This window comes from Chromobacterium sp. ASV23 (genome assembly GCF_016428945.1).
GTDB classification, from domain to species: Bacteria; Pseudomonadota; Gammaproteobacteria; order Burkholderiales; family Chromobacteriaceae; genus Chromobacterium; species Chromobacterium sinusclupearum.
In genome coordinates this window covers 80,821-96,610 of the sequence record NZ_JAELTR010000005.1, presented here as the reverse complement: position 1 = coordinate 96,610, position 15,790 = coordinate 80,821, and the positions used below count along the sequence as shown (strand labels likewise).

Sequence of the window (15,790 nt, the reverse complement as noted above, 5' to 3'; positions counted from 1 at the left end):
GTCAGACATTTGCGCGATAAAAGACCGCTGACATGCCGAGGCGTCCTGTCGCTACAGGCGGATTTCCAGCTTGTCCGTTCCTTCTGCCGGGTAGGCGCAGCACAGCAGGATCTCGCCCGGCGCGGTTTGATAGTCCGGCGGCTGCAGATAGGTGGCCTGGCCCGCCAGCAGCGCGGCGCGGCAGCTGCCGCAGGTGCCGCCGCGGCAGCTGAAGTCCGGGTTCAGGTCGCAGGCTTCCGCCAGCTCCAGCAGGCTGCCCAGGCCGGGTTGCCATGCCGCGTCCAGCTCGGCATCGCTGAAGCGGACCGCGACGGCGTGGTCGGCCATCGGCGGCAGGATTGGCTCGGCGCGGCCGATTCTTTGCAGCCCGGCCGGGCCGAAGGCCTCGGCGTGGATGCGGCTGTCTGCCACGCCAGCGTCAATCAGCTGATCGTACAGGGTCTGCATGAAGCCGGCTGGGCCGCACAGGTAGAAGTCTCCAGCCAAGTCCGCGCCAAACCGGCGCAATAGCTTGATGTCGACGCGCCCGGCGTGCTGGTAGTCCTGGCCCAAGCGGCGGTCCGTTTCCGGCTGGCTTGCCGCCTTGACGATGCGCAGCCTGCCGGGCGCGCGGGTTTGCAAGGCCTCCAGCTCCGCATCGAAGGGGCGTTCGGCTACGGTCTTGGTGGCGTAGACGAGCAGCGTGGGCGGCATCGCGGCGGCTTGTTCCGTCAACTGGTGCAGCATGGCCAGCAGCGGCGTGATGCCGATGCCGCCGGCCAGCAGCGTAATGGGCCTTTCCAGGCTGGATAGGGTGAAGTCGCCGCGCGGCGGCAGCGCCTCCACGATGTCGCCCGGCGCCAGCTGGTGCAGCCTGGCGGACGCCTTGCCCTGGCGCTTGACGCTGATGCGATAGCCGCCGGTCTGCGAAAGCGTGTAGTTGCGCAAGCGAGCGCCGTCCACGCCCATCACCTTCAGGCTCAGGTGCTGGCCAGGCAGGAAGGGCGGCGGGGGCGAGCCGTCGGCCGGTTCCAGATAGATCGACCGCACGATATTGCTCTCGTCCTCCACATGGCTGACGCGCAGCGGCAGCCATTGCCGGGCGGGGGCCGGCTGCGGCCAGGCGCCGGTGGCCAGGGCGAACGGCGAATATTCGCGCAGCGTCCAGCGCAGCGCCAGGGCGTTGCGGCGGCGCACCACCCGTTCTATCCGAAACGACCACAGCCGCTCGGCGCCGTGGAAAGCGGACGCGGCGTCGCCATCCCGCACTTCGGCGCGGCCGGCCAGCTGCAGCGTGTCGCCGTTGGAGAAGTCGATGAACAAGAGACCGGCGCGCGGATGGCGCAGCAGGTTGCCCAGGGTGTTGAAGTAGCCGTTGCCCGGAAAATCCGGAATGGTCAGCGTGTCGCCGTCGACTCTGACGAAGCCGGGCTTGCCGCCGCGATGCGATACATCGACCTGCCAGCCGGGTTGGCTATCGTCGCCGGGGAAGGTGCTGGCGACGAAGAAGGTGTCGGCGGAGGCGATGGCGGCGCGGGCGTCCTCGTCCAGCTCGTCCATCCATTCCACCGTGCCCACGATGCGCGGCCCCGGTTCGCGGGCAAATTCAAATTCGCGCAGCTGGATGTACTTGGGGCAGTTGCCGAATGACTGGCGCACCGCCAGCGCGCAACTGGCCTTGTCCAGCGCAATGAGCTGGCCGTTCATGCGGTTGCGGCGGCGCGTGTGCAGTTCGATGCCGAGCAGGCCCACCGCCGCGCCGGGACGCAGGCAATCACGCAGCGGGTCGGCCGGGCTGGGCAGGGCGGCGAGACGCAATTCGCGCGGATCGGGCGAATCGACAAAACCGGGCGCGCCCTCCACCACGCCCGCCCACGGCCTGCCGGCATCATCCAGCGCAGCCAGCACCACGAAAGGGAGCTGGCGGAAGAAGGCGCGATGCTGATCCGGCATGTGGTCGCGGACATTGCGCGGCCCGACCACGGCCATTTGCTCCAGGCTGCCGGCGCGGCGCTGCATTTCCAGTTCGCCGGAATGCCAGGGTTGCGGGTGGGGACGATGCTCGCTCATGGGGCGCTCCGTGGGGCGGTCAGTTGTTTTCGGGTTCCAGCGCGGCCAGCAGTTCGGCCAGGCGTTTCTGCAGTGCCTCCACGCTGCGCGCCGGCAGCGCGGACAGAATGGCGTGCTCGTTGGCGACATGCGCCTCCACCGCGCGCTCGATCAGCGCGAAGCCCGCGTCGCTGAGTCTGACCAGCGTGCTGCGCGCGTCCTGGCTGCAGGCTTCGCGCACGATCCAGCCCTTGCCTTCCAGGACTTTCAGCCGATGCGTCATCGTGCCGGAGGTGACCATCATCGTCGAGAACAATTCGGTGGGCGCCAGCCGATACGGCGCGCCGGCGCGGCGCAGCGTGGCCAGCATGTCGAACTCCCAGGCGCTGAGGCCATATTGCTGGAATACCACATCCAGCCTGTGCTCCAGCAGCGCCGCGCAGCGGCCCAGCCTGCCGATCAGCCCCATGGGGCTGACGTCCAGATCCGGCCGCTCTCTGGCCCATTGTTCCAGAATGCGGTCCACCGAGTCGCCGTTTTCGCTTTTCGTCATATGAAATCTGTCTTGAGTTCAAGATTAAGTTGCCTTGAATTCGAGATAAATGTTATCTTGAATTCAAGCTAAATATGCTTCGATTATAAACGCAAACGAAAGGATTGCCCATGACGGCGAAAACGGGAATCGGCCAGTGGCGGGATGTGTTGTTGACCGCGCTCACGCCTGTGATCTGGGGTTCGACTTATATCGTCACCACCGAGCTGCTGCCGCCGGATCGGCCGTTCACCGCAGCCTTGTTGCGCGTGCTGCCGGCCGGACTCTTGCTGGTGATGATGGGCGGCTGGCGTCCGCGGACAGGGGAGTGGGGCAAGCTGCTGATGTTGTCCGCGCTGAATATCGGCGCGTTCCAGGCGCTGTTGTTCGTCGCCGCCTATCGCTTGCCGGGTGGGCTGGCGGCGGTCGTCGGCGCTTGCCAGCCCTTGCTGGTGATGACGCTGGCCTGGCGGCTGGACAGCCGGCGTCCGGCTGCGATGGCGTTGTGGGCCAGCCTGGCCGGCGTGGCCGGCATGGCCTTGCTGCTGCTGTCGCCAGGCTCGCGCTGGGATGGGCTGGGCATGTTGGCGGCCTTCGGTGGCGCGGTAGTGATGGCTTGCGGCACCTATCTGACGCGGCGCTGGAAACTGTCGGCGCCGGTCACCGCGCTGACCGGCTGGCAGCTGTCGCTGGGTGGACTGATGCTGCTGCCGCTGGCCCTGGCCATCGATCCGCCTCTGCCGCGTCTGGGGTGGGCGCAATTTGCCGGCTATGGCTATCTGACCCTGTTTGGCGCGCTGCTGGCCTATCTTTTGTGGTTCCGCGGCATTGCGCGGCTGTCGCCGGTGGCGGTGTCGTCGCTGGGCCTGCTCAGCCCAATGACGGCCGTGGTGTTGGGCTGGGCCTTGCTGGGCCAGTCGCTTTCCGCGCAGTCCCTGCTGGGCATGGCGGTGGTGTTGGGCAGCGTGCTGGCGGTGCAACGCAGCATGATAGCGCCGCCTGCTCCCAAAGAGGACGTCGCCGTTCGCGTCAATTGATCCGCGCCATCAGCAGCGCGTCGCCAAAGCGGCCGTCGATGTGGATGGCGTCGCGCAAATGGCCTTCCTGCTGGAAGCCATGGCGGCGGTACAGCTGAATCGCGCGGCGGTTGTCGGCGTGCACCGTCAGCTCCACGCGATGAAAGCCGCGTTTGGCGGCGAGCGCCAGTGTTTGCTCCAGCAGCCAACCGCCCAGGCCCAGACCGCGATGCGCCGGCAGCATGCCCATGCCTAAGGTGCCGCGGTGGCGGTGAATGGGCCACTCGTGGGGTGAAACATCGCACCAGCCCACCACCTGATCGCCGTACAGCAGCAACAGGTGCGGGGCATTCGCCGCCAGTTGCCGCGCCACATATTGCGCCGACAGCGGCTGCGAAATTTCCAGAAACGATAGGTAGCGGCGTTCGCGCGCCACGCTGTCGGTCACGCGCCAGAAGTCTTCAGCCCGATCGGCGGTCAGCGCTTGCAGCGAGTAAGGCGTGGTATAGGGGCTGGGCATGCGGCATCTCCAATGCATATTTGTTTATTTTGTCTGCTTTGAAATGACGATGCAATTTTATTGAAGTCAGGCGGCCGCGCCGTCGCTGGCGATCACCTTGCGGCAGTGCGCTTCCAGCGTGCCGATTTCGTCCAATACGGCGTCGATGTCGCGTCGCTGCTCTTCCAGTTGGCGGCGGCGCGCCAGCAGCAGGTCCAGCAGTTTTTGCGACTGGCTGGCCTCGTCGCGCGCCAGCTGGTACATGTCTATGATCTCGCGGATCTCGGCCAAGGACAGGCCGATGCGCTTGCCGCGCAGGATCAGCTTGAGCCGGGCCCGGTCGCGCCGGGTGAACAGGCGCTGGCGGCCATCGCGTTGCGGCTCGATCAGGCCTTGCTCTTCGTAGAAACGTATGGTGCGCAGCGTGACATCGAATTCGCGCGCCAGGTCGGAGATGGTGAAAAATTCGGCTTGGTTCATAAAGTCTTCCTCAAGGCGGCGATTGTAGCGTTTTTCCCAACGCAGCAGCGCAAAGCTTGATTTACGTTTACGTAATAGTCAATCTGTCATTCGCAAACGACTTCAACGGGAGTGCTTGATGCCGCAGTTCAGCTATGCCAACGGCGCCGCCGCGCAGCCGCTGCTGGGACAGACCATAGGACGTTTTTTCGACGAGGCCTGCCAACGCCATGGCGACAGATTGGCGCTGCGAGTGCGGCATCAGGATATCCGCTGGAGCTATGCCGAGCTGAAGCGACAGGTGGACAGCCTGGCCTGCGGCCTGCGCCGTTTGGGACTGGCGCCTGGCGAACGGGTGGGCATCTGGTCGCAGAACCGGGCCGAATGGGTGCTGATGCAATTCGCCGCCGCCAAGGCGGGGCTGGTGCTGGTCAACATCAATCCCGGCTATCGCCGCGCCGAACTGGAATATGCGCTGAACAAGGTGCAGTGCCGCGCGCTGGTGTTGTCGCCCAGTTTCAAGAGCAGCGATTATGTTGGCATGATCCGCGATCTGGCGCCGGAACTGGACCATTGCCGGCCCGGCGAGCTGAGCGCGGCAAGGCTGCCGGATCTGCGCTGGGTGGTGCGGATGGGACAGCAGGCATTGCCGGGCATGCTGGCTTTTTCCCAGTTGCTGGCCGCGCCGTCGGAACAAGAACTGGCCGAATTGCGGGCTTTGGGCGACACGCTGCAGTTCGACGAGGCGGTGAATATTCAGTTCACGTCAGGCACCACCGGCCACCCCAAGGGCGCGACGCTGTCGCACCACAATATCCTCAACAACGCCTGGTTCGTCGGCGCAGCCATGAGGCTGGGGCCGGGCGACAGGCTGTGCATTCCGGTGCCGCTTTATCATTGCTTCGGCATGGTGATGGGCAGCCTGTGCTGCGTCTGCCACGGCGCGGCCATGGTGTTTCCGGCCGAGGGCTTTGATGCCGAGGTGGTGCTGGAGACGGTGCAGCAGGAGCACTGCACCGCCTTGCATGGCGTGCCGACCATGTTCATTTCCCTGCTCGATCATCCGCGCTTCGGCGAATTCGACCTGACCAGCCTGCGCACCGGCATCATGGCGGGCAGCCCGTGCCCGGTGGAGGTGATGCGCCGGGTGATAGAGCGGATGCACATGGCCGAGGTGACCATTTGCTACGGCATGACGGAAACCAGCCCGGTCAGCCTGCAGAGCGCCACCGACACGCCGCTGGCGCAGCGCGTCAGCACGGTGGGCTGCGCACATCCGCATGTCGAAGTGAAGATCGTCGATGCCGAAGGCCGCATCGTGCCGCGCGGCGTCAGCGGCGAGCTGTGCGTGCGCGGCTATTCGGTAATGCTGGGTTATTGGGGCGACGAGGAGATGACGCGCGCCGCCATCGATGCCGCCGGCTGGATGCATAGCGGCGATTTGGCCGCGATGAACGAGGACGGCTCGGTCAATATCGTGGGCCGGGTCAAGGACATGGTGATCCGCGGCGGCGAGAACGTCTATCCGCGCGAGATAGAGGAGTTCCTGTACCGCCATCCGAAGATCCAGGAGGTGCAGGTGATAGGCGTGCCGGATGTCCGCTATGGCGAGGAGCTATGCGCCTGGATCCGCCTGCGCGACGGCGAGCAGGCCAGCGCCGAGGAGATTCGCGCTTTTTGCCAGGGGCAGATCGCGCACTACAAGATTCCGCGTTACATCGAGTTTGTGGACAGCTTCCCGATGACGGTCACCGGCAAGATACAGAAGTACTTGATGCGGCGGCAGATGCTGGAGAAGCTGGGGCTGGACGATGTGAAAACCGCATGATATCGGACAAGCGATGACAGCAAAATGCGCCGCCAGGGCCACGCTTTTGGCTTACAATGCCGCCAAACCGATTCACCTTGAGGAATGACACCATGACCGTGACCGAATTCAACGATGCAGACCTGACCCGTCTTGAAACGCTGCTGACGCCGTTGTCCGCCAGCGGCAGCACCATGCGCCCGGACGAAGTGCAGGGCTTCTTCGCCGCGCTGGCCAGCGGTCCGGACAAGGTGGACGCCGCGTTCTGGCTGCCGGAAGTGCTGGGCGACGCGCCGGCCTTTGAAAACGCGGCGGACGAAACCGAACTGAAGGCCCTGCTGCAGAAGCTGTTCGACAGCATCCGTGACACGCTGGCCGAAGGCGACGAGCTGGACATGATCCTGTACGCCGAAGAAGGCAGCGAGGAAGAGGGCGAGCCGGACTACTGGCCGTGGGCCAATGCCTACCTGTACGCGCTGGATCTGGTCGACACCGACTGGTTCGAAGTGGCGGAGGAGGACGAAGGCTTCGAAAGTCTGATGATGCCGATGCTGGTGCTGGGCGGCGCCTTTGAGGACGAGGACGGCGGCGAAGACCTGCTGACTTTCACCGACGAGGAAGTCGAAGGCTACAAGGAAGAACTGACCGACGCCCTGGTGGCCGTGTTCGGCTACTGGCGCGCCAAGGAACAGGCGCCGACCACCGTTCGCCGCGAAGGCGACAAAGTGGGCCGCAACGACCTGTGCCCGTGCGGCAGCGGCAAGAAGTACAAGGCCTGCTGCGGCGCCAACTAAACCTGATCGGTTGGCTGGGTTCTGAAAGCGGACGCGAGTCCGCTTTCAGGCTGCTTGCCCAGGGGCATGGATGCGACTCTAGAGGACCCGGCAAAGCCGGGCCTCTCCGTATAAGTGTTTGATTCCGCAGCCTGTCCTTTTGAGTCCCCATCCCCCCGCCCTTGCCCTGCAAGGGAGCCTCGCTTCGCGAGATGGGGGGGATCAGTAAACTGAAAGCGGACGCGAGTCCGCTTTTTTCATGGGCATGGCCTGGGTGGTGATATGCTTGATGGGTTATATGTCGCGCCGTCCGGGAGGCAGCCATGACCACCGCCATTCGCTTCGATCACCATAACGCCACCCGCATCTGCTTTGGCGCCGGCCGTTTGTCCGCGCTGGGCGGCCTGCTGCCGGAACACACGCGCATCCTGCTGCTGTATGGCGGTGGTTCGATCAAGCGCAACGGCATCTATGAGCAGTTATGCCAGACGCTGGCCGGCCATGACTGGAACGAGTTTGGCGGCGTGACGCCGAACCCGGCGGTGGAGGTGCTGAACGACGCGTTGACGCAAATCCGCGCGACGCGGCGCGATTTCATTCTGGCGGTGGGCGGCGGTTCGGTGATAGACGGCGCCAAATATCTGGCCGCGGCCGCGCATTACGATGGCGATGGCTGGGATCTGGTCAGCAGCAAGGCGCCAGTGGCGGCGGCGCTGCCGATGGGCGTGGTGCTGACACTGGCGGCCACGGGCTCGGAGGCCAACGGCACGGCCGTGATTTCGCGCTTGTCCACTCAGGACAAGCTGACTTTCCGCTCGCCGCTGCTGCAACCGCGCTTCGCGGTGCTGGATCCGGACACCCTGGGCACGCTGCCGGATCGGCAGCTGGCGAATGGCGTAGTGGATGCCTTCGTCCATGCCAGCGAGCAATACCTGACGTACCCGGTAGGCGCCTTGGTGCAGGATGGCTGCGCCGAGGCCGTATTGCGCGCCCTGCGCCAGTTGGCGCAGCGTTTCGATGAGCGGCATGCGCTGGACTGGCGGCAGAACATGATGTGGGCGGCCAATCAGGCCCTGTCCGGCAGCATTGGCCTGGGCGTGCCGCAGGATTGGGCCACACATCGCATCGGCCGCGTGCTCACCGCCTTGTACGGCTTAGACCACGGTCGCACGCTGTCCATCGTGCAACCCGCGCTGCTGCGCGAGGCGATGGCGGAAAAGGCCGCCAAACTGCGTCAGATGGGCGAGCGGGTGTTCGACGCGCCCGGCTCGGCGCCGGAGCAGGTGATCGAGCGCATGGTTCAGCTCTATCGCCAGCTCGACATGCCGGTGACGCTGGCCGATGCTGGCGTGGCTGATGCCGATGCCGCCAATCAGGTGATGGATTTGCTGCGCCGCGATGGCGCGATACGGTTGGGCGAAAACGGCATCTTGGATGAGGGGCGCGTGGCGCGCATCGTGCGCGCGTTTTGCGCTTAGCGCCGCTCTAGGGGCTGTTGACGTTTGGTGAGTGAATCGCGTTTGAGCCGATTTGTGCCGGAAGCAAGGCGCACAGTCCGACGCATAGTCATTCTATGCAAGGACTGGGCAACACAGCTTCCGGCCCAAAGCGGCCAAACCCGCAGGGCCGGGCGCCTTTCGCGCCGACTCTTCGTTGTTCCGCGCTGGCAGAGAATGACTATGCGGCGCGCGAAACGCCTTGATTCGTCGCAAAATGCATCCCGGCGCGACCACTCTCCAAATGTCAACAGCCCCTAACACATCCCCTGATCCTGCCTGACGCCTCAATGCCATGCTATTTGCACTGACGGCGTTATTCTTGTCCTCGCGGTCATGCGCCGCGGCGGTCCCTTGCGGCGCATCGCCGCAATCAAATTTGTTTCAAATCAAGAGAGGCCCGACTGCTGCGGCGTGACAAACGATAAGCCTGTAAATTAGCAATGGTTAATTTACATTAAGGATCAGGTCATGGAACTGCTGCTTGGCCTTATCGTCACCATTTTGGTGGGACGCTATATTTTCAAGGGTTATTCCGCCACTGGGGTCTTGCTGGTCGGCGGTCTGTTTCTGTTGCTGGTTTCCGTGTTGCTGGGGCATAACATTCTGCCCAAGAATGTGGCGAGCACGGGTCATCCTTTTGCCGACATTCCGGAATACGTCAAGTCGTTGCTCAGCAATCGCGCTGCCGATCTGGGCCTGATGGTGATGGCCCTGTGCGGCTTTGCCAGTTACACCACGCATATCGGCGCCAACGACATGGTGGTCAAGCTGGCGTCGCGTCCCCTGAGCAAGATCCGTTCGCCGTATGTGCTGATGGTGGCGGCGTATTTTGTCGCCTGCGTGCTGTCGCTGGCGGTGTCCTCGGCCACCGGCCTGGGCGTGTTGCTGATGGCCACGCTGTTTCCCTTGATGGTGAATATGGGCATCAGCCGCGGCGCCGCAGCGGCGATTTGCGCCTCGCCGGCGGCGGTCATCCTGTCGCCCACTTCCGGCGATGTGGTGATCGCTGCCCAGGCTTCGCAGATGCCTTTGATCGATTTCGCCTTCAAGACCACGCTGCCCATCTCCATCGCGGCCATCCTGTGCATGGGCGCCACGCATTTCTTCTGGCAACGCTATCTGGACCGCAAGGCCGGCGTGGAGCTGAGCCGCCAGGATGTGAAGGAGATCCAGACCCAGGCACCGGCGTTCTACGCGCTGCTGCCGTTCACTCCCATCGTCGGCGTGCTGGTGTTCAACGGCAAGATCGCGCCGGAGCTGCACATCGTTACCATCCTGATTATCTGCATTCTGCTGACGTCTTGCCTCCAATTCATCCGCTATCGCCATGCCAAGCCGGTGTTCGCCGGCCTGGACACGGTCTACAAGGGCATGGGCGACGCGTTCACCAGCGTGGTCATGCTGATCGTCGCTGCCGGCGTGTTTGCGCAGGGGCTGTCCACGCTGGGTTTCATCAGTCAGCTGATCGCGTTGGCGCAGTCATTCGGCTCCGGCGCGGTGGTGCTGATGCTGGTATTGGTGGCGATCACCACTATCGCCGCGCTGACCACCGGTTCCGGCAATGCGCCCTTCTACGCTTTTGTCGAGCTGATTCCCAAACTGGCGGCGCAGTCCGGCATCAATCCGGCCTTTCTGGCCATCCCCATGCTGCAGGCGTCCAATCTGGGGCGCACGGTGTCGCCGGTGTCCGGCGTGGTGGTGGCCTGCTCCGGCATGAGCCAGGTGTCGCCGTTCGAGATCGTCAAGCGCACTTCGTTGCCGATAGTGGTGGGGCTGGCGGTGGTGATCGCCGGCACTTGCGTGCTGGTGCCGGCCTGATGGGAGGGGTTCAGGCTATGCCGAATCGCTCATCCAGCAGCTTGCTGGTCAACTGATGCAAGCCTTGCAACTGGGCTTGGGTGGCAGGGGGCAGGGCATTCAATTGGATCAGCACCTGGCAGGTTTCCTGCAAGCCGCGGTCCAGTCCCTGGCGCGCCAGCGGCGCGAAGGCGAGGCCGGCTTCGCGGGCGGAGAACTGCGGATGGCGCTGACAGTAGCGCTCGAACAGCATGGCGATGCCCAGCAGCAGATGCTGGCTGTGGCTGGTGCCGGGCAAATCCCCCTCCGGCCGCGGCCCCGGGTCGTGATCGAGTCCAGCCAGATGCGCCACTTGATCCATTGTCGCGCTGTACAGCAACTCTGCGGCCTGATGGCCGTGGCTCAAGCCGATGTCGGCGCTATCGTCCTGTTCTGGCTGTTGTTCGCCATGGCCGCCGGCGCGCCATTCCACGCTGCCGACGCGGTTGCCCTGGCGCGGATGCACCGGGCTGATCGGAGAGATGATGATATCGTCGTCGATGGCCATGGCAGGGACTCCGCCGCTTCAGCCGATCAGCTGCCGCTGCTCTGGCCGGAAGCGGCTTGCGTTTTGCTGCTGTCCTGATATTGCGACAGGAAATTATTAAAGCCTTGCTCTACCAGGTTGTAGGTTTTCTGAGCGTTGGCCGAGACATCGCCGTTGAATACGTTCAGGTTTTTCAGGATATCCGTGGCTTCCTGATAACCCTGCTCAAAACCCTGGCGCACAAGTTTGATGAAGCTCTGCGCCTGATCGGTCGTGTTCTGGTCCGGATGCTGCTGCTGATACAGGCCAAACAAACCCAGCGCGCCGTCGAGGATGCGTTTGGATGTGGCGTCCGGCGAAGTGTCTTCGTCGCTGGCGCTATTGCTGTCGCCGCTGCTGTCCTGTTGCTGGATCGAAATGCTCAGCTGCGTGCTGCTGACCTGGAGACTGGCGCTGCCTTGGCTTCCGCTCTGGTTGTTGCCATTGGCGAAGTCGGCGTTCAGAACCTGGTTGATGTTGGTGATGGAGGCCTTGAACAGCAGAGATTGCGACTGTTTTCCGCTGCTGATGGATACGCTGAGCGATTCCACCAGCAGCTGATTCAGTTGGTTGCGTGCGGTCTGGGCGCTGTAGGCGCTGTTTTGCGTTTGCGACGCGCCGCCGGCTTGGCCGGTTTGGCTGGGCTGGTTGTTGTTCAATGACGAGATTGACATCACGGACTCCTGTCGGCGCATGGTTGCCGCTTGGCGCACGCTGAGGGTGGAGGGGAATAACTTTAGTATGACTTTATTTCGGCCGCGGCATGGAAAACTTGTGGCTTGGCGGGATGGCTTAAGTAGTTTTGCGATGAAAACGCAACAGGCCGCTCCCTCGCGGTGAGCGGCCTGTCATGGGTGCGCTAGGGGCTGTTGACGTTTGGTGAGTGGATCGCGTTTGAGCCGATTTGGGCCGGAAGCAAGGCGCACAGTCCGACGCATAGTCATTCTATGCAAGGACTGGGCAACGCGGCCTCCGGCCCAAAGCGGCCAAACCCGCAGGGCCGGGCGCCTTTCGCGCCGACTCTTCGTTGTTCCGCGCTGGCAGAGAATGACTATGCGGCGCGCGAAACGCCTCGATTCGTCGCAAAACGCATCCCGGCGCGACCGCCCATCAAACGTCAACAGCCCCTAGGCCCGTTTTAGAAAGCGAAGTGCTCGTCTTCCAATGCCATCAGCGGCTTGGCGCCGGATTTGATGCTGGCCTTCAGCGCTTCCACTTCCGGCAGCAGTTTGGCGTAGTAGAAGCGGGCAGTGGCGATCTTCGCTTGGTAGAAGGCGTCGTCGCCGTTGCCGAGCTTGGCGTAGGAGACTTCCGCCATGCGCGCCCACAGCCAGGCGTAGGTCAGGTGGCCCACCAGGCGCAGGTAGTCGGTGGCGGCGGCACCGGCCTCATCTTTGTCCGACAGGCTGGCCATGCCGATGCCCATGGTGATTTCTCCTACTTCCTTCATCAGCTTGGACAGCGGGCTGACAAATTCGCCCAACTGCGCATGGCCTTCGTACTGCTGGCAGAACTTGTGGATCAGCTTGGTGAATTTGCGCAGCTTGGCGCCCTGGTCCAGCAACACTTTGCGGCCCAGCAGGTCGATCGCCTGGATGCCGTTGGTGCCTTCGTAGATTTGCGAGATGCGGCAGTCGCGCACCAATTGCTCCATGCCCCATTCGCGGATGAAACCATGGCCGCCGAACACTTGCACGCCCAGGTTGGCGGCAGTGTAGCCGTTGTCGGTCATGAAGGCCTTGGCCACTGGCGTCAGCAGCGCCACCAGGTCGGCTGCGTCGGCGCGGGCGGCGGCGTCCGGATGTTTGTCCTCGATGTCTAGTTGCAGCGCCAGCAGGGCGGCCAAGGCGCGGCCGGCCTCGGTGTAAGCTTTCTGCGTCAGCAGCATGCGGCGCACGTCGGGGTGGACGATGATGGGGTCGGCGGCCTTGTCCGGACATTTGGCGCCGTTCAGCGCGCGCATCTGCAGGCGTTCGCGGGCGTAGGCCAGCGCGCCCTGGAACGAGGCTTCGCCTATGCCCAGGCCCTGCATGCCGCAGCCGAGGCGGGCGGCGTTCATCATGGTGAACATGCAGGCCAGGCCTTTGTTCGGCTCACCGATCAGCCAGCCTTGCGCGCCGTCCAGATTGATCACCGCGGTGGCATTGGCCTTGATGCCCATCTTGTGCTCCAGGCTGCCGCAGGAAACGGCATTGCGCACGCCCTTGTCCAGGAACTTCGGCACGATGAACAGCGAGATGCCCTTCACGTCCTTGGGCGCGTCCGGCAGGCGGGCCAGCACCAGGTGGATGATGTTGTCGGACAGGTCGTGCTCGCCGGCGGAGATGAAGATCTTGGTGCCGGTGATGCGGTAGCTGCCATCGTCATTCGGCTCGGCCCTGGCTTTGAGCAGGCCGAGGTCGGTGCCGCAGTGCGGCTCGGTCAGGCACATGGTGCCGGTCCAGCTGCCGTCTACCAGTTTGGGCAGGTACTGCGCTTTTTGTTGTTCAGTGCCGTGGGCGTGAATGGCAGAATACGCGCCATGGGACAGGCCGGGGTACATCGACCAGGCCACATTGGCGGAGCACTGCATTTCCATGATGGGGAAGGCCATGCTCTTGGGCATGCCCTGGCCGCCGTAAGCGGGATCGCAATCCAGCGCCGGGAAACCCAGCTCGCAATACTGCTTGTAGGCCTCCTTGAAGCCGGCCGGCGTGGTGACGGACTTGGTGGCGCTGTCGAACTGGCAGCCTTCCTCATCGCCCAAACGGTTCAAGGGAGCGAGTTCGGATTCACAGAACTGGGCGGCCTGCTCCAAGTAGGCCTGGAAGATGTCCTGCGTCGCCTCTTCATAACCTGGCAACGTGGGGATGATGTCCTGTACCTTGATCAGTTCGTTGAGAACGAAATCAAAGTCGCGCAGCGGGGCTTGGTAAGCAGGCATTCGGTTTCTCCAGTTCGGTTGGTGCGGCCTGGTGCGTGCCAGGGCGATGCGTTTTATGATGCCCCTGATCTGAGGCGTGGTTTCATTCAAACGCTTGTTTAAATTATTCCCATGCTTTTGACAACCAAATTGCGCGCGAGTGCCCGGTAAACTGTGGCTTAACGGCAACGTGATGATTTGAATGCTGAATGACATTATTGAAACGAAAAATCCGCGCGTTTTCCGAGTGCCGGCATGAATGGTTCGCCCATCCCGCCTTGCGCTGGCTGGCGCCGTATCTGGACCATCCGGCGCTCTGGGCCTTCAACCGCCGCAAGGTGGCGATGGGCGTGGCGGTGGGTTTGTACTCGGGCGTGATGCCCGGCTTTACGCAGAAGGCCACCGCGCTGGCGCTGACCCTGCTGTTGCGGGTCAATCTGCCGGCTGCGATGGTGGTCTCGCTATACAGCAATCCCTTCACCGTGCTGCCCTTGTATTACTTGGCATATCGTTATGGCCGCTGCTTACTGGGCGAGACCGGGCCGGCTACAATGACTGCGCCGCCAAGCTTTTTTGGACTGGGGCCGATGGCCTGGCTGGGGCGGATGCTGGCTTGGCTGGCGGAGCTGGGCTGGCCCTTGCTGGTGGGCATGCCTGCCCTGGGGCTGACCTTGGGCGCGGCGGGCTATCTGGCCACGCGCGTCGTATGGCGCTGGGCGGTGGTCAGCGCATGGAACAATAGAAAGGCGAAATGTGAATCTGCTTGAGAAACAACTGTCTTCGGAACGGGTCTACCAAGGGGGCTTCCTGTCGGTGCACAAGGACATGGTGGAACTGCCCGACGGCAGGCAGGCGCCGCGCGAATATATCGTCCATCCCGGCGCGGTGGCCATACTGGCGCTGACGCCGCGGCAGGAGCTGGTGCTGGAGCGGCAATTCCGCTACCCGGCAGGCCGCGAGTTCATCGAGATTCCCGCCGGCAAAATCGATCCGGGCGAAGCGCCGGAAATCACCGCGCGTCGGGAATTATTGGAAGAAACCGGCTATCGTTCCGACAAATGGATATATTTGGGTACGGCCCACCCATGTATTGGTTATTCCAATGAAAAGATCAGCTACTATCTGGCACAAGACCTTGTGCTCAGCGAGCGGCAATTGGATGAGGGCGAGTTTCTGGAAGTGCTGACCCGACCGCTCGACGCAGCCATGGAAATGGTGTTGACCGGCGAAATCTGCGACAGCAAGTCGATTGTCGGCCTGCACTGGCTGGCGGCCTATCTGAGCGGGAGGATGCGAGGTGTCCCGATTTGACGCGTACTACGATCGCCGGCGCGGCCGGCGCATCAGCATGGGGTGCAAGGCGCGCATCAAGTGCCTGACCAACGGGCAGACCTTCTACGGCGAGTGCGTTGATCTGTCTGTGGATGGCATGGCCTTGCGCTCGGTCTTCGTGCCGCAATACGGCGAACGCTTGAACGTGATCGTGCTGGTGCCCGGGGTGGGCGGCGCGCCGGGCAAGCCGTTTGAGGCCGAGGTGGAGGTCAAACGCTGCAACGAGGTACAGCGTGGAACGATTTATGAGATTGGCGTCCGCATTGTTTTGCGTAAAAGCTGACAAACTATTGTTTTAAATAAATATATGGAAATTATTCCAGTTGAAATTACAAGCTTTTACTAAGCTTCATTTGTTGTTACAAAAATCTGAATTTAAAAAACGCTTATCGATTCAATAGCTTTTCTGTTTTACGGCTTCCCGCAAGATCGAGAAACCGCACATACCTGTTTTTTCCGGCCATTCCGTGCTGCTATGCTATACCCAAAAAAAGAACCGGAGACAAAGTCAGTACTCTAATTCAGCAAGGGGGACGACGAAGGCGACTCAGCCCTAGCCGCAACCACCTGCTACCAGCCAG

Annotated in this window: 15 protein-coding genes; 8 read left to right on the top strand and 7 right to left on the bottom strand. The window is 62.9% G+C overall.

Annotated features, from left to right (window positions below; genetic code table 11):
* Window positions 1–51 precede the first annotated feature (51 nt).
* Together JHD59_RS04140 and JHD59_RS04135 are read right to left on the bottom strand one after the other, a co-directional pair.
* Complete coding sequence (locus tag JHD59_RS04140; RefSeq protein WP_199153254.1) at window positions 52–2,049, bottom strand: pyridoxamine 5'-phosphate oxidase family protein; 1,998 nt, start codon at window positions 2,047–2,049, stop codon at window positions 52–54.
* 19 nt (window positions 2,050–2,068) lie between these two features.
* The gene (locus JHD59_RS04135) at window positions 2,069–2,581 is read right to left on the bottom strand and encodes a MarR family winged helix-turn-helix transcriptional regulator (RefSeq protein ID WP_199153253.1); all 513 of its coding nucleotides are present in this window, start codon (window positions 2,579–2,581) and stop codon (window positions 2,069–2,071) included.
* A gap of 110 nt (window positions 2,582–2,691) precedes the next feature.
* Here JHD59_RS04135 and JHD59_RS04130 point away from each other — a divergent pair, with 110 nt between their 5' ends.
* Complete coding sequence (locus tag JHD59_RS04130; protein ID WP_199153252.1) at window positions 2,692–3,597, top strand: EamA family transporter; 906 nt, start codon at window positions 2,692–2,694, stop codon at window positions 3,595–3,597.
* Here the strand turns inward: JHD59_RS04130 and JHD59_RS04125 are convergent.
* Both JHD59_RS04125 and JHD59_RS04120 read right to left on the bottom strand, forming a co-directional pair.
* Window positions 3,590–4,096: a GNAT family N-acetyltransferase gene (locus tag JHD59_RS04125; protein WP_103319399.1), complete on the bottom strand. Its 507-nt coding sequence runs from the start codon at window positions 4,094–4,096 to the stop codon at window positions 3,590–3,592. The genes JHD59_RS04130 and JHD59_RS04125 overlap by 8 nt on opposite strands.
* 66 nt (window positions 4,097–4,162) lie before the next feature.
* Window positions 4,163–4,555 (bottom strand): MerR family DNA-binding transcriptional regulator, encoded by a 393-nt coding sequence (locus JHD59_RS04120; RefSeq protein ID WP_199153251.1) that lies wholly within the window; start codon window positions 4,553–4,555, stop codon window positions 4,163–4,165.
* Window positions 4,556–4,673: 118 nt separating this feature from the next.
* Here JHD59_RS04120 and JHD59_RS04115 point away from each other — a divergent pair, with 118 nt between their 5' ends.
* The 4 genes from JHD59_RS04115 to dcuC all read left to right on the top strand — a co-directional run bounded on the left by JHD59_RS04115 (window position 4,674) and on the right by dcuC (window position 10,431).
* Window positions 4,674–6,362: an AMP-binding protein gene (locus tag JHD59_RS04115; protein ID WP_199153250.1), complete on the top strand. Its 1,689-nt coding sequence runs from the start codon at window positions 4,674–4,676 to the stop codon at window positions 6,360–6,362.
* Between the two features lie 92 nt (window positions 6,363–6,454).
* Window positions 6,455–7,135, top strand: a complete 681-nt coding sequence (locus tag JHD59_RS04110; RefSeq protein ID WP_103319405.1) for a YecA family protein — start codon at window positions 6,455–6,457, stop codon at window positions 7,133–7,135.
* Window positions 7,136–7,437: 302 nt separating this feature from the next.
* A complete protein-coding gene (locus JHD59_RS04105) occupies window positions 7,438–8,592 on the top strand; it encodes an iron-containing alcohol dehydrogenase (RefSeq protein WP_233163889.1) in 1,155 nt (384 codons plus the stop codon).
* A 489-nt stretch (window positions 8,593–9,081) separates the two neighbouring features.
* Window positions 9,082–10,431, top strand: coding sequence for an anaerobic C4-dicarboxylate transporter DcuC (gene dcuC, locus JHD59_RS04100; protein WP_199153249.1), 1,350 nt, complete (start codon window positions 9,082–9,084; stop codon window positions 10,429–10,431).
* 10 nt (window positions 10,432–10,441) lie between these two features.
* Here dcuC and JHD59_RS04095 read toward each other — a convergent pair whose 3' ends face one another.
* The 3 genes from JHD59_RS04095 to JHD59_RS04085 form a co-directional block, all read right to left on the bottom strand.
* Window positions 10,442–10,957 (bottom strand): DUF5610 domain-containing protein, encoded by a 516-nt coding sequence (locus tag JHD59_RS04095; RefSeq protein WP_103319412.1) that lies wholly within the window; start codon window positions 10,955–10,957, stop codon window positions 10,442–10,444.
* Window positions 10,958–10,983: 26 nt separating this feature from the next.
* Window positions 10,984–11,649 carry a DUF5610 domain-containing protein gene (locus tag JHD59_RS04090; protein ID WP_199153248.1) on the bottom strand — a complete coding sequence of 222 codons (666 nt, stop codon included), beginning with the start codon at window positions 11,647–11,649 and terminating at the stop codon, window positions 10,984–10,986.
* Window positions 11,650–12,113: 464 nt separating this feature from the next.
* On the bottom strand, window positions 12,114–13,898 hold the full coding sequence (locus JHD59_RS04085; RefSeq protein ID WP_199153247.1) for an acyl-CoA dehydrogenase C-terminal domain-containing protein: 1,785 nt from the start codon (window positions 13,896–13,898) through the stop codon (window positions 12,114–12,116).
* Between the two features lie 188 nt (window positions 13,899–14,086).
* Here JHD59_RS04085 and JHD59_RS04080 point away from each other — a divergent pair, with 188 nt between their 5' ends.
* Genes JHD59_RS04080 through JHD59_RS04070 form a run of 3 tightly spaced genes read left to right on the top strand, consistent with a single transcriptional unit; the run spans window position 14,087 to window position 15,492 of the window.
* Window positions 14,087–14,644, top strand: a complete 558-nt coding sequence (locus tag JHD59_RS04080; protein WP_043628393.1) for a DUF2062 domain-containing protein — start codon at window positions 14,087–14,089, stop codon at window positions 14,642–14,644.
* Complete coding sequence (locus JHD59_RS04075) at window positions 14,631–15,188, top strand: NUDIX domain-containing protein (protein WP_043628394.1); 558 nt, start codon at window positions 14,631–14,633, stop codon at window positions 15,186–15,188. Before JHD59_RS04080 ends, JHD59_RS04075 begins: the two co-directional genes overlap by 14 nt.
* Window positions 15,175–15,492: a PilZ domain-containing protein gene (locus JHD59_RS04070; protein WP_103319420.1), complete on the top strand. Its 318-nt coding sequence runs from the start codon at window positions 15,175–15,177 to the stop codon at window positions 15,490–15,492. Before JHD59_RS04075 ends, JHD59_RS04070 begins: the two co-directional genes overlap by 14 nt.
* The last annotated feature ends 298 nt before the right edge of the window (window positions 15,493–15,790 follow it).